Below are 13376 nucleotides of genomic sequence, written 5' to 3' on the forward strand. Positions count from 1 at the left end.
TATCTAATAAAAAACCTTCTCAAAAGAGAAGGTTACATTTGAAGTGCAAAAATACAAATAAATTATTTTTTTATAAATTAATCGGCGTCTTCTTCTATTTTAATTATAGTTTCTTTAACAATTTTAGTAGTGCTGGCATTGTCGTCATTTTCTAAAGAGCTTACTTTTTCAGAAACATTTTCCACAGCATCACTCACTGTTGCTTTAGCATCACTTGTTATTTCTTCGACTTTTTCTGCGGCTGTTTCGGTTTTTTCTTTTACGGATTCTACTACGTTTCCTAGCGTATCACCTGTTTTTTCTGAATGTGCATTGACGGTTTCTTCTGTATGGTCAGCAAAACCCTCTGCTTTATCTAAAACTGGAGTTGTAGTTCCTTTTATTTTTTCAAATGTTTCTTCTACAAAAGTTTCCGCTTTTTCAAGGTAAGGAGTTGCAGTTTCTTTTGCTTTCTCAAATGTTTCTTCTACATATGTTTCCGCTTTTTCAAGATAAGGAGATGCGGTTTCTTTTGCTTTTTCAAATGTTTCTTCTGCAAATGTTTCCGCTTTTTCAAGATAAGGGGCTGCAGTCTCTTTTGCTTGCTCAAAAGTAGTTTCCGCTTTGTCAGCTAATTCGCGTGCAGTTTCTTTGGCTGAGCCAAATAAATTTTTAAAAAATGAAGATAGTCCCATATTTATTTTATTTGATTAGACTGACAATATTAAACATTTTTTTTTAAGATTACGGTATTAAACAATTAATAATTTACTGAAAATCAGCATTTGGCATCAAGTACCTTCCGCGATGACAACTGGAAACTCCGGTTGTTTAGCTATGAAGTGTGCGGATAAAAATCCAAATTTGATATTTTTTGATTCATCGAAAACCATCCGATTTGTAACTTAAAGAAGAATAACTAATGCCAGAAAGTAGTGCAACCAATGGTAGTGAATAACGTCTAAAAATAAAAAAAGCGTTTCAACAGAAACGCTTTAATAATTCATTACAGTAAGCTATTCGAGCTCGAACGTTACTTTTAAGTTTACTCTGTATTCTAAGATTTCGCCGCCACTTACAGCGGCACTTTGGTCTTTAATGTAAACAGAACGTATGTGGTTTATGGTTTTAGCCGCCTTTGCAACTCCTTTTTTAGTTGCATCTTCCCAACTGATATCTGAACTGGAAAGCACTTCAATTACTTTTAATACTGACATAATTTCTATTTGTTACGTTAAAGATTAAATCTACCTATTTTATTTAATATTTCGATTTAAAACGGCAAGTATTTTTATGTAACTATTTGATAATAATTAAAATAGATATTATTTTTTGCTTATGCGTTTATAGCTTCTACTTTAATTGATTCGTCGTTTAACATGCTTTTTAACATGTTTTCAATTCCGCTTTTTAAAGTAAATGTTGATGACGGACAGCCGCTACAAGCGCCTTGAAGGATTACTTTTACGGTCTTGTCAGCTTCATTATATGAATCGAATGCAATATTACCACCATCAGCTTGTACTGCGGGTTTTACATACTCCTCTAATATGTTGATAATTTGTTGCGACGTCACATCCAGATTATCAAACTCTTTTGCTTTGGTATCTTCTTTTGCAGTAACTGCTTGAATGAAATTTTCATCCAGCACTGTTCCTCCGTTTTCAATATACTGCTTTATATAACTTCTTAGTTCTAATGTAATTTCCTGCCATTCGTTGATTTCATATTTCGTTACCGAAATGTAGTTTTCATCAATGAAAATCTCTTTCACGTAAGGGAATTTAAAAAGCTCTTTTGCTAATGGAGATGCCCCTGTTTGATCAATATTTTTGAATTCGATAGCATTCTTAGTCAGCATTTTACTCACTACAAATTTTAAAGCAGCTGGATTTGGAGTGCTTTCTCCATAAACAGTCACAGGCTGTTTTTTGGTTTTATTCTCATCAATCGCAATGATTGTCCCACCATCGCTAACAAATGTATCTATTTGTTCTGCTACGGCATCTTTGACATCGTCCCATTCAACGATATTATATTTTTCGATTGCTATAAAATTTCCAGAGATGTAAATTGTTTTTACAAAGGGAAGGTAGAATAATTTTTGGGCTAGTGGAGATGTTTTAGCCTCATCAATGTTTTTAAATTCAAAACTTTCATTTTGGGTTATAAAATCCTGAAATTCAAACTTTAATATAGTTGGGTTTTGTGTTTCTTTTATGCTAACTTTGTTCATGACTTTTAAATTTTTACAAATTTACTAAAGTTATTTTCTACGAATAACTATATTTGATTTTTTAATGAATAAATTAACTTTAGTTTAATTTTTAGTTAAGCTGTTTGGCTTTGTTACCGTAAAACTTTTATTGATTTAGAATTTTCATCCTCATTAAAAAGCAACTAGATGTATAATAAAATTAAATTTTTCTCGGTTCTTTTTTTCATATCCTTTTATTCCTTTTCACAGGAAGGAATTCCTGTTTACTCCGATTATCTTTCAGACAATTATTATTTAATCCATCCTTCTATGGCAGGCGCCGCAAATTGTGCCAAAATTAGATTGACAGGACGTAAACAATGGTTTGATCAGGAAGATGCACCAGAATTGCAAACATTAAGTTTTAACGGACGAGTAAGTGAAAAGGCAGGTGCGGGAATTATACTTTTCAATGATAAAAACGGATATCATTCTCAAAAAGGTGTCAAATTTAGTTATGCGTACCATTTAATGTTTTCAAGAAATGAAATAGATTTAAATCAATTGTCTTTTGGAATCAGTGCAGGATTTATTCAAAGTCAATTAGACGAAACAGAATTTCGTCAGTCTGGTGATTTTGATCCCATTATTAATGGAACTGTTGTGCAAAAAGATTCTTATTTTAATGTAGATATAGGAGCATCATACAACTACTTGGATTTCTACGCTCATGGAACAGTAAAAAATGCTATCGAGACCAGAAGAGATATTTACACGGAATATGAAAGTGATAATTTACGAAAGTACTTGTTGAGTGCCGGTTATATCTTTGGTGACAGAGATAAAATTATATGGGAGCCTTCTATTTTGTTCCAAATGGTGGATAAAACCGGAGAAAAGGCGATTGACATTAACTTTAAAGCTTATAAAACCTTAGATTTCGGAAAACTATGGGGTGGATTATCTTACCGAAGAAGTTTTGATGGTGCTGAATATCGTAATGGAAATTCTGTTTCCATACAAAAGCTGCAATACATAACGCCAATAGTAGGTGTTAACTTTAACAAATTTATGTTTGCGTATACCTATTCTCAGTTGACAGGAGCTGTTAAATTTGATAACGGTGGCTATCACCAAATTACTTTAGGAATTGATTTGTTCTGTAAACCTGTAAAATACGATTGCAATTGTCCTGCTATTAATTAATATTTATACTTTTTCCATGCTAATTAAATCTGTTAACGGTAAGTCTCCTTCAATTCCAAAGGATTGCTATGTTGCCGAAAATGCAACCATTGTAGGCGATGTTTCTTTTGGAGAAAATTGTAGTGTTTGGTTTAATACCGTTATTAGAGGTGATGTAAATTTTATCACAATTGGTAATAAAGTAAACATTCAAGATGGCGCAGTAATTCATTGTACATATGAAAAACATCCAACAATTATAGGAAATAATGTTTCCATTGGTCATAATGCCATTGTTCATGGATGTGTCATTCACGATAATGTGTTAATAGGAATGGGAGCGATTGTAATGGATAACTGTGTTATCGAAAGTAATTCAATTGTGGCAGCCGGTGCTGTTATTACTCAAAATACAGTTGTAGAATCAGGGTCTATCTGGGCGGGAGTTCCTGCCAAGAAAGTAAAAGATATCAACCAATCTGATTTTGCTGGAGAAATTAATCGCATTTCGAATAATTATGTAATGTACTCGAGTTGGTTCAAAGAAAAGGAATGAAAATATTTTACTTTTCGTTAATTAAAAAAATGGGCAAAAAAAAGGATAAAGCTTCGCATATATTAAATACTTCGGCAACATTATTTGGAATCTGTTTTATTGTTCTTACCTCTATACATTTAAATAATACTAAAGAAATTACTATTGTTGATCAACCTCTGTGGTACTAACCGGTCCAGTTCCCACTTGAAACCATAAGTAAAATGCTCGGTCATAAAAACATACAGACTACTCAGCAATATGCTAAAATACTAGATAAAAAAGTGAGTGAGGATATGATGGTTTTGCGAGATAAATTGGATTTCGCAAAAAGCCCCATAAATGAATTGGTAAAAGTAAATTCCAATTAATAGCAAATAACCCCAGTATGAAACCATATTTTCAAACACTTTAAGCTCAATTTCATAAATATGCTCCTTGGTTATATTACTTAATCCTATTTCACATTAATCCCCAGACAATCTAACCAATTGAGCGCCAATATTCTCTAATAAAAATTTTTCAACACTTTTTAGTGCATTTTCTTTACATTTAGAATACAAATTCTCATCTGCAACAAAAAGATTCATGGCCTCTGTGAGTTTTTCAAAATTTTGATTATCTACTAAAAGACCATTATGTTTATCAGTTATGATTTCACTTGGAGTGGAAAAATAATCAAAAGAAACGACGGGAGTATTACAAGCAAGTGACTTAATAAGAACGTTAGGAAACCTTCATTTTTACTACATAAAACACTAAAAAGCGCATTTTTAAAATACGGGAATGGATTTACTAAAAACCCTTTGAATTCAACACTAGATTCCAATTCTAATTGAAAACATAATGACTTATAATTATTTGGACCTTCCCCAATAATAAGTTTAATCCCTTTTTGAGGTAAAATAGAATGCGAATACGCTAAAATCAATTGGTCAAATTGTTTTATCCCAATCCAATCTGCCAACGGCTAAAATGTAATTTACATCCTTTTCCAATATAAAATCATTTTCCAACCTAGCTATTGATTCAAAAATTTAAAGGATTATATATACAATTTACCTTATCTGTTATTTTTCTAGATAAAATGGCTTCTTTTACCCCTTTCAAAACAGTTACAATATTTCTTTTTTTATAGATTAATTTAGATAAAAACGATGATTTTGGAAAATAAAAATCTAAAAAACCACTATGTACGGTATAAAATACATTTTGGGTATACGTAAACCTAGAAATTAAAAATTCTTGCAAAAAATCCAGACCTATTCTAAAATCAATAATATAATTAAATAGATTCTCTTGAATAGCCTTTCTCATTTCACTTCTTGTATGAATAATTTACAACGAGCCAGCATATTCATAGGTCACCAAATCCCATAAATAATGTTACACACTTCTAACCCTGTGCCATGAAAATAGATAGACAATAAAGCATACACTTTTTCAACACCACTATTACCCAAGGTATCTCCAATAAGTGCTATTAATTAATTAATAATGCGAATCAAGGGTTGACTAAATAGTTTCAAATGTATTTAAAGAACGAGATATCTTTCAAATAATTTGTTTTAAAGTCTGAAAATTAGTACATTTGAGGTGCATCCGAAATGCTTTTAAACATATGATTATTCAGACTAAAGCCCTAAAATTAGTACAAATTTAGATTTGAAAAAGATTTAAAATATACTTGCGAGCGATTTAGTAACAACGGTAAGCAAATTTACCGATTTACTAATGAATATTTGCATTCTTGGTTTCCAAAACTCGGATCCTATTCTGCATTTTCCAACAGATTGAAGCGCCTCTCTGAAGCTTTTAAAGATTTGGTAACAGGTTTAATTACAGTATTCTATCCAAAAGATTGTTTTTCTAATCAAAGCTCGTTAAACTCTATGCCTATTGTTGCTTGTTCTGGAAAGCGTTCGGGAAAAGTAGCTAAAGAGACAACCGACAAGGGATATTGTTCTACAAAAAGTATGTATTATTATGGAGTTAAACTTTACGCTTTAGCTTTTAGACGAGAATTCACAATTCCTTTCGCAGAAGAAATACAAATAACTCAAGCTTCGGTGAATGATTTAACCGTTTTTAAAGAAGTATGGTCATTTAAAGAAAATAGATGTTTTTTTGGAGATAAAATCTATCAAAACAAAGACTTTTTTTCTGATTTTGAAAAAGAAAAAAACTCAGTAATGATGACACCTGTTAAAGCGGTAAAGGGAGAATGTCAAGAAATTAGAAATAGAGTCAAAGCATCGAACGACCTGTATTCAACGGCTGTTTCAAGGGTCAGACAGCCTATCGAATCTTTTTTTAATTGGCTAATTCAAAAAACAGATATTCAAAGAGCTAGCAAGGTTAGATCCACAAAAGGGCTATTAGTACATCTGTTTGGTAAAATTGCTTCGGCTTTTATTAACTTAATATTTTAACCCTTGATTCGAATTATTAACTAATACTTTTAAATGGCTTGTATTCAACTGGTAAACAATTTGCAAAAAACTTTCAAAGGCCAAAAGATCCAACTCCAATAACTGCACTGCCTGCTCTAATAATCCCAATACCGTTCATTCTCTTCACTCATCCTATTTATTAAACCTTCAGCATATTCTAATCTAATTTTATAACTAGAATGAGACATCTTATCCCGATATTTATTCGTGATTTGGTTTGAGGAAGATCGATAACGTAATAATACTTCAGAATATTAGCCAAACGAGCCCCGGCCAAAGCCAAATCAGTCCATAGTTTATAATCTTCCGTGCAAGCATAATCCAAATAACTCAGAAACATTTGTTCTAAAGTTGATTTTCGAATCATTACGGTTGGCTGAATCAGACTGCTATACATAAGCAAGGAACTTATAATAACTTCATGATTACTTTCCTACTGCATAGTTCCACAGGTATTTCCAAAGCTTTCGGCACAATTTGCACATATATCTACATTAAATTTTCTCTCCATAAAATCATGTTGTATTTGTAATCTATTGGGCAACATAATATCATCGGCATCCATTCGGGCAATGAATTTGCCTTTGGAAATTTTTAAACCATAATTTAGCGACGCAATAAAATTATGTTCGAGAGTAATTAGGTGTATTCTTTTGTCATTAAAGGATTTAATCACAGCGACACTGCCATCAGTTGAACCATCATCAATCGCTAACAATTCAAAATCCGTAAAAGTCTGCTCAATATACTTTCTATGGATTCCAACAAATATGCCTCTGCATTGTAGAATGGCAGTATGACACTTATTTTTACATATATAATTCTATTGTATTTAGTATAATTGACGCTAATAATTTATTTGGAACACCGCTATATCTCGTCAGAATGAAACAATTTTAAAAACTTATTATCTTCTGAAAATATCCCTGAACTGATATAATAATCGTTCCGTCAATCTTAAATCTTCCGTAACAATTTCGGCACTTCCTTTCATTTCTTGCTGAAAAGGGATTTCCTTATGATAGGACGTTTCTAATCCTTTTGGTAATCCTACATCGAGCAACAAATTGCCGTCTTTGTCAGGAACAAGAGAAATATTTTTGATTTCCCCTTTAAGAATGCCAAATTCTCTATCGGGAAAATTAGCTAATCGTATATTAACTTGTTGTCCTATTTTAATTTTACCTGAATTCAATGCAGGAGCTTTCAATTTTCCAATGTATCCTTTTTCTATTGTGGGAATTACAGAAAAAACATTATCACCAGCGATTATGTTTTGGTTTTCTGTCCAAATTTGTAAAAATGTAACTTTTCCGCCAATTGATGATTTCAATACGTAGGACAATTCCCAGTCTTTTATCACTTTCTGCAACTGATAAAAGGACTGCATTTTGCTACTCTCTAAATTGACTTCTTCTTTAGTTCCGCTAATTTTTGTTCCTTTACTGGTTCTGCTGTTATCAATCAAGGATGATTTTAATTGTGAAATGCTACTCAGTAAATTTTTATAGCTTTTCTGGGCTTGTAGATACCCTAATTTTTTATTCTCAAAATCTTGCGCAGAGATAACACCTTTATTAAACAACGTTTCATATCGGTTTACATCATTTTTCTGCAAATGCAATTCACTTTCATTGAGATCTTTTTGTTGTTGCAAAAGGTTTAACCGTTCTCTGATTTGAGTGCTTTCTGAATTCTGAGCATCTGCTTCAACTTGAAAAGGTTGCAAATTCCTGTTTAATTCATTGGCAATATAAGCGGCATGAAAAAGAGCATAAGCACTTTCTATATCTCCGAGTTGCGCATTTTTTAATTTTTCAAATTCAAATTTATTTCTTTCTGAATGATCTTCTATGATGCTTTTAAGCAAAAAAACATCTTTATAATTAGCCGTATTTTGAATAATCGCCAAGGGTGCGTTTTCCTGCACTATAGCCTTGTCATGCACCAACAGCGTTTCTATCTTCCCTGAAGTTCTGGCAACTAATTTTTCGGGAGGAACTGTAGTTGTAATTACAATTTCGGTTGAAACAATATCAGGATACTTAATAAACCAAGACACAAAAAACAGCATCAAGATAATCCCAAAAATCAAAACTGTTCCCCAACGTATCATCCAGTTTGGAACTTGGGAAAGGATTTCTTGCACTTCTTCACTTCTTAATTCTATTTCTTTATTTTCTGGCATTTTTATATCATATATTATTTGTGACCCTGAGCGCAGTCGAAGGGCTTAATTCCCTAACTGCAATTGATTCCGAACCAATTCAAAATAATTCCCTTTTTGTTCTACCAATGCGGAATGACTACCAACCTCAATGATTTTCCCTTTATCCAAAACAACAATTTGATCTGCATTCATTACCGTACTTAATCGATGCGCAATTACAACCACAGTTTTATATTTAAAGAAAATATCCAGTTTATTCATGATTACTTTTTCATTATTGGCATCCAACGCCGAAGTGGCTTCGTCAAAAAATAACATTTCAGCGTTTTTATATACAGCTCTGGCAATCAATAAACGCTGTTTCTGTCCTGTACTCATGCCTAATCCTTCTGAACCTATTTTGGTGTTATATCCTAAAGGCAAACCCGAAATATATTCCTTAATATTAGCAACATCTGCGGCATACACCAGCCGCTCTTTATTAATAATATCCACTCCCACAGCAATATTATTGGCAATGGTATCATTAAAAATGAATCCTTCCTGCATTACCGCTCCAATGTTGGCGCGCCATGCTTTTTGTGTTGTCATTGCGAGTGACAGCGAAGCAAACTCATTCCCATTGCGTGCTACAAGATTTATCTCCCCATTATTCGGTTCATAAAATTTAAGCAACAGCTTCATTAAAGTAGTTTTGCCGCTTCCGCTCACCCCAACGATTGCGGTTACTTTATGGGCAGGAATGGTTAAATTTAGATTTTCTAAAACCGGAATATCGGAACCCAAATACCGATAAGAAAGATTCTTTATTTCAATAGCACAATCTTTTGGGATATTTTGGGTTTGATGCAATTCTTGTTGCGTTTCATCTTCCTTATCGTGAATTTCCGATAAACGGGCTAATGATATTTTGGCGTCTTGCACTTCTCGAACAAAACCAATAAGTTGTGCTATTGGGCCGTTCAAACTTCCCACAATAGAACTTATCGCCATCATCATCCCTAAAGTAATGGAGCCATCAATAACCAATTTTGCAGAAAGAAAAATGATGAAAATATTTTTCAGTTCGTTAATTACAGACGATCCTATGGTTTGCGTTTGCTCTAAAACCAAGCCTTTTATAGAAACCCGGAACAATCTCGCCTGAACATATTCCCAGCCCCAACGTTTTTGTTTCTCGGCATTATGCAGTTTTATCTCTTGCATCCCGTTGATGAGCTCCATTACTTTACTTTGCTCCTGACTGACTTCTGAAAAGCGTTTATAATCCAGCGCTTTTCTCCTCTTTAAAAACAAAGTAATCCAAGCAAAATACAATAGGCTACCGGCAAAAAAAATAAAGAATATTTGAAGATTATAGTAGGCCAGAATTCCTCCCATAACAAACATGTTGATAGTCGAAAACAAAACGTCCAATGATGAAGTGGTTAGAATGCGCTCAATACGGTGATGATCATTAATACGCTGCATGATATCACCTGTCATCCTAACATCGAAAAAGGAAATAGGCAATTTCATTAACTTGATAAAGAAATCTGATATCAAGGAGATATTTATTCGTGTAGAAAGATGCAACAATATCCAACTCCGAATGAGTTCTAAGCCTGTTCTTCCTGCAAAAATAAACAATTGCGCAAACAGAATCAAATAAATAAAATGAATATTCTGATTCTGAATCCCAACATCTACAATGCTTTGCGTAAGAAAAGGAAAAATAAGCTGCAGCAAACTGCTGGCTAACAAACCAATGCTTAGCTGCATTAAAAATGATTTGTACCGCAACACATATTGGGATAATAAGCCAAAACCTAATCCTTTCTTGTCTTCCTTATCAAATTCCGATTGGTAGAATTTTGGGGTAGCCTCTACCAATAAAGCAATACCTTCTTCTGTAACTTCATTGGCATTATTCCCTATCCAAAATTTCAAAAAGTCTTTTTGGGCATATTCCAGTAAACCAAAAGCAGGGTCAGAAATAAAATACTTGCCTTTTTTTATTTTGTAAAGTACCACATAATGATTCTTGTTCCAATGTACTATACAGGGAAGAGAAACTTCTTCCAGCCTATCTAAACTTAGTTTTACACCCAAGGTTCTAAAACCTACTTTCTCTGCTGCATCACTTAGAAGCAACAAATTACTACCTTCGCGAGTGGTTTCACTATAATCCCTTAAGTCTTGAATGTTAATCGTTTTACCATAATGTTTGGCAATAATTTTTAGACAGGTAGGACCGCAGTCTTTTGAGTCGGCTTGAATGTAGTTTGTGAATTTTTTCAATTTTGAAATAGCTATTTTTTGAGCCAGCAAATTAATTATTTAACATCTATTTTTTATACAACAAAACATTCAATGGTTATTTCTTATGCGATCTATACCAATTCGAAAAAATCATCTTCTACCAGTTCATTTACAAAAAACTCAAGATTTTCTTTACTATACGTCTTTGGATATTGAAACCCATTTACAAAAATGGCAGGAGTGAAGTTGAAGTTATTATTTTTACACCACTGATTTTGGTGTCTAAATATTGAATCCATTTTCTCACCATCAAAAGGCAATTCGTATATTTTTATCCAATCTTTCAAATTTTTAGTTTTAAACCAATAATTCAAAGCTTCCAGAAAAGAAGCGTCTCCTTTTTCTACATAAATGGACAGTAGGCTTCTAAAAAAGTCTTTCTTTTCTTTATCTAAATTATCAATATCAGCATTAAAAAGTACTTTTATTTTTAGATTATCTTGGTTTGCAGTTAAAATTTTCTCCAAAATTTTTTGGGCGTTTTCACAATGTCCACAAAAAGGACTCGTAATAATGGTTATCTCGGTGTCGCTTTCTTTGTTCCCTAAAACAATAGGACTGTTAGGTAAATCAATACTATTTTTTGCCAATAATGAGTTTTTAAAAATTTCATAATTACGCATAAATCGGGTACCTGCTAACTGAAATTCTTTTAGCTCTTTTTGTTTTGTAAGCGTAGTTTTTAAAACTGTCCAAACAAATGCGATAGTAAAAAATACAAACCCAAACAGAACTGATGATTTTAAAGAAATATTGAAACTATTTTCTTGAAACAATAGTAAAATACCTAATTCTAAAACCAAAATAGAAACGATTGCCAAACAAATGGGACACCATTTCTTTTCGACAAATTTTTGATAATAAACAGACAGCAATACAACTGGAACAGCACTAAAAAGCAGGATTTTTTGTATATAAAAATACTCGACTGCGTTATTTGATAAGAGAAACATAAAAAGCGCCACGAGCTGCGTAGAATAAAACACAATACTTAAACTACTTAAATCTACAAAACTGAAAATTTTCCATTTATTAGAACCAATAATCGTTGAACAACTTGTAGTAGACGAAATATTGCAAAAGTTATTTATTAACTCGCTTTTAGCTCCAAATAAATCTTTAAGAGCCGCAAAAGAAAATAAAATGCCAATTATTGGAAAAATAAAAAAAAGTTTTGTTTCTAAGTTTTCTTCAACCATAAATAGTATTGACAAAAACAACCCAATACATAACGATGGTAAGACCCAAAACAAATTATCTTTCTCTACATCAACTGCATTCCCTATTTCTTCTTTTTTAACCAAAAGTACAATCTCGTTCCATCTTGATTCTAGTAAAGGTTTGGATATTTCAATGATTTTTTTATCTTTTGTGCAAAAATACTGAATACCCTTTTGTTCAATATAATAAAGTTGAGAATCAAAAGTAGGCTTGTCGTTTTCCTCTATCAAAAGTGCAATGTAACGTTTTGGCAATAATTCTATTTCCGACACATCAACTCGAACAACACCATTTCGAATATTGAAAAATGTTAAAACATCAGCTATCGCCAATATAGAAGGATAATCGGGGTGAGATTGAATCTGAAATAAGAATTCAACTTTGTCAACTTTTATATCTTCTTTTTCCAAATATTGAAAAAGGCAATTGAAATTTTGTGTCATAAATCTAGGGGATTATTTTAATATTTCTTTCCTTAAGGCAATTTCTAATTCTTTGTAATTGTTTTACAACTTCAGAAATTACACATTCTTATTAATAATCATAGGGGGTTGAAAATAATTCTATTTCCAAATCTTTTAATAAATAATTTTCTTGATTACCAACAAAAGCTTAATTGAATCTTTTCATTATCAAGATTTTTTTTAAATTTTCATTTTTATCAAATGCCAAACTTAAAAATACAACATTATTTCGATTTTTTCTTACCAACTTATTAAGATTAGGCATTTCCTGTACAGATCTCTGGCAATGACTAAACCAGAATTTGAAGATAATAATTTTTCTTCGAGTCGTTTCTGAATTATAAATTTCACCTTCTGAAACTTCAAAGTGGATTGAGAAATAAAGTAGTCTAATTTCGTTATTTCTCGCAAAAAGATAGCCTGCATAGGTTTTATCTTCTGTTCTTTTGATCCCGTAAGTAGATTTCATGATGAAAACCTCTGTTCAAGTCCAAACTATTGGGCTTTGAAGTTTAACTTTTAGGTTAATCCTTAGTGTCGTTTTTCTGTCAATCTAATCACCGAATTGCCTCTGTTTCTTTTAGATTTGAAATCACCCTCAATACCCTTGTTTTTACTAGCGATTCCTGTTGGAAGGCTTGCAAGTAACTTATATCATTTGTATTCCAAGCGTAGCGAAAATTAAAAGAGACTGTCTTTTGGAGACAGCCTCTTTCTAAAACAATAATGCAGTTAAATAATGTTTTCGAAAATTGACCATTTAAAATATTGCAATATTTTGAACCAAACAATTGTCTTCAGTTTGAGTGCTTTTTAACCAAGAAATACAAGATCTTAAAGAGCGAACACTAAAAAGCACCTTGTTTTAGAT

Annotated in this window: 14 protein-coding genes and 1 pseudogene; 4 read left to right on the forward strand and 11 right to left on the reverse strand. The window is 32.2% G+C overall.

The features are described from left to right. Positions 1-77: 77 nt before the first annotated feature. The 3 genes from ACNQGJ_RS03725 to ACNQGJ_RS03735 form a co-directional block, all read right to left on the reverse strand. A complete protein-coding gene (locus tag ACNQGJ_RS03725; protein ID WP_417969941.1) occupies positions 78-674 on the reverse strand; it encodes a hypothetical protein in 597 nt (198 codons plus the stop codon). Between the two features lie 321 nt (positions 675-995). Then, a complete protein-coding gene (locus tag ACNQGJ_RS03730) occupies positions 996-1196 on the reverse strand; it encodes a dodecin family protein (protein WP_417969939.1) in 201 nt (66 codons plus the stop codon). Between the two features lie 119 nt (positions 1197-1315). Continuing rightward, positions 1316-2215, reverse strand: a complete 900-nt coding sequence (locus ACNQGJ_RS03735) for a NifU family protein (protein WP_417969937.1) — start codon at positions 2213-2215, stop codon at positions 1316-1318. Positions 2216-2383: 168 nt separating this feature from the next. On the opposite strand from ACNQGJ_RS03735, the gene ACNQGJ_RS03740 reads away from it, so the two are divergent. The 3 genes from ACNQGJ_RS03740 (at position 2384) to ACNQGJ_RS03750 (ending at position 4267) form a co-directional block, all read left to right on the forward strand. After that, a complete protein-coding gene (locus tag ACNQGJ_RS03740; RefSeq protein WP_417969935.1) occupies positions 2384-3382 on the forward strand; it encodes a PorP/SprF family type IX secretion system membrane protein in 999 nt (332 codons plus the stop codon). A 16-nt stretch (positions 3383-3398) separates the two neighbouring features. Continuing rightward, positions 3399-3917: a gamma carbonic anhydrase family protein gene (locus ACNQGJ_RS03745; protein WP_417969933.1), complete on the forward strand. Its 519-nt coding sequence runs from the start codon at positions 3399-3401 to the stop codon at positions 3915-3917. A gap of 203 nt (positions 3918-4120) precedes the next feature. After that, positions 4121-4267: a hypothetical protein gene (locus tag ACNQGJ_RS03750; protein WP_417969931.1), complete on the forward strand. Its 147-nt coding sequence runs from the start codon at positions 4121-4123 to the stop codon at positions 4265-4267. 96 nt (positions 4268-4363) lie between these two features. Here ACNQGJ_RS03750 and ACNQGJ_RS03755 read toward each other — a convergent pair. Both ACNQGJ_RS03755 and ACNQGJ_RS03760 read right to left on the reverse strand, forming a co-directional pair. Further along, positions 4364-4618: pseudogene (locus ACNQGJ_RS03755) on the reverse strand (glycosyltransferase); the annotation flags it as partial. 307 nt (positions 4619-4925) lie between these two features. Continuing rightward, entirely contained in the window at positions 4926-5213 is a 288-nt protein-coding gene (locus tag ACNQGJ_RS03760) for a hypothetical protein (RefSeq protein WP_417969929.1), read from the reverse strand. A 476-nt stretch (positions 5214-5689) separates the two neighbouring features. On the opposite strand from ACNQGJ_RS03760, the gene ACNQGJ_RS03765 reads away from it, so the two are divergent. Continuing rightward, the gene (locus tag ACNQGJ_RS03765) at positions 5690-6328 is read left to right on the forward strand and encodes a transposase (protein WP_417969927.1); all 639 of its coding nucleotides are present in this window, start codon (positions 5690-5692) and stop codon (positions 6326-6328) included. Positions 6329-6506: 178 nt separating this feature from the next. On the opposite strand, the gene ACNQGJ_RS03770 is transcribed toward ACNQGJ_RS03765, so the two are convergent. The 6 genes from ACNQGJ_RS03770 to ACNQGJ_RS03795 form a co-directional block, all read right to left on the reverse strand. Next, on the reverse strand, positions 6507-6746 hold the full coding sequence (locus tag ACNQGJ_RS03770; protein ID WP_417969925.1) for a glycosyltransferase family protein: 240 nt from the start codon (positions 6744-6746) through the stop codon (positions 6507-6509). Positions 6747-6782: 36 nt separating this feature from the next. Continuing rightward, a complete protein-coding gene (locus ACNQGJ_RS03775; protein ID WP_417980321.1) occupies positions 6783-7166 on the reverse strand; it encodes a glycosyltransferase family 2 protein in 384 nt (127 codons plus the stop codon). 90 nt (positions 7167-7256) lie between these two features. Beyond that, positions 7257-8537, reverse strand: a complete 1281-nt coding sequence (locus ACNQGJ_RS03780; protein WP_417969923.1) for an HlyD family secretion protein — start codon at positions 8535-8537, stop codon at positions 7257-7259. Positions 8538-8582: 45 nt separating this feature from the next. Next, positions 8583-10799, reverse strand: a complete 2217-nt coding sequence (locus ACNQGJ_RS03785) for a peptidase domain-containing ABC transporter (RefSeq protein ID WP_417969921.1) — start codon at positions 10797-10799, stop codon at positions 8583-8585. Positions 10800-10891: 92 nt separating this feature from the next. Continuing rightward, a complete protein-coding gene (locus ACNQGJ_RS03790; RefSeq protein ID WP_417980311.1) occupies positions 10892-12484 on the reverse strand; it encodes a vitamin K epoxide reductase family protein in 1593 nt (530 codons plus the stop codon). Between the two features lie 169 nt (positions 12485-12653). Continuing rightward, positions 12654-12974, reverse strand: a complete 321-nt coding sequence (locus ACNQGJ_RS03795) for a TlpA family protein disulfide reductase (protein ID WP_417969917.1) — start codon at positions 12972-12974, stop codon at positions 12654-12656. Between the last annotated feature and the right edge of the window lie 402 nt (positions 12975-13376).

It is taken from the genome of Flavobacterium cryophilum (genome assembly GCF_048286555.1).
Lineage (GTDB): Bacteria > Bacteroidota > Bacteroidia > Flavobacteriales > Flavobacteriaceae > Flavobacterium.

Excerpts from the sequence above, each read along its gene's own strand:
- ACNQGJ_RS03725 (WP_417969941.1), bottom strand. The coding sequence starts at position 674 with ATGGGACTATCTTCATTTTTTAAAAATTTATTTGGCTCAGCCAAAGAA.
- ACNQGJ_RS03730 (WP_417969939.1), bottom strand. The coding sequence starts at position 1,196 with ATGTCAGTATTAAAAGTAATTGAAGTGCTTTCCAGTTCAGATATCAGT.
- ACNQGJ_RS03735 (WP_417969937.1), bottom strand. The coding sequence starts at position 2,215 with ATGAACAAAGTTAGCATAAAAGAAACACAAAACCCAACTATATTAAAG.
- ACNQGJ_RS03740 (WP_417969935.1), top strand. The coding sequence starts at position 2,384 with ATGTATAATAAAATTAAATTTTTCTCGGTTCTTTTTTTCATATCCTTT.
- ACNQGJ_RS03745 (WP_417969933.1), top strand. The coding sequence starts at position 3,399 with ATGCTAATTAAATCTGTTAACGGTAAGTCTCCTTCAATTCCAAAGGAT.
- ACNQGJ_RS03750 (WP_417969931.1), top strand. The coding sequence starts at position 4,121 with ATGCTCGGTCATAAAAACATACAGACTACTCAGCAATATGCTAAAATA.
- ACNQGJ_RS03760 (WP_417969929.1), bottom strand. The coding sequence starts at position 5,213 with ATGAGAAAGGCTATTCAAGAGAATCTATTTAATTATATTATTGATTTT.
- ACNQGJ_RS03770 (WP_417969925.1), bottom strand. The coding sequence starts at position 6,746 with ATGTATAGCAGTCTGATTCAGCCAACCGTAATGATTCGAAAATCAACT.
- ACNQGJ_RS03780 (WP_417969923.1), bottom strand. The coding sequence starts at position 8,537 with ATGCCAGAAAATAAAGAAATAGAATTAAGAAGTGAAGAAGTGCAAGAA.
- ACNQGJ_RS03790 (WP_417980311.1), bottom strand. The coding sequence starts at position 12,484 with ATGACACAAAATTTCAATTGCCTTTTTCAATATTTGGAAAAAGAAGAT.
- ACNQGJ_RS03795 (WP_417969917.1), bottom strand. The coding sequence starts at position 12,974 with ATGAAATCTACTTACGGGATCAAAAGAACAGAAGATAAAACCTATGCA.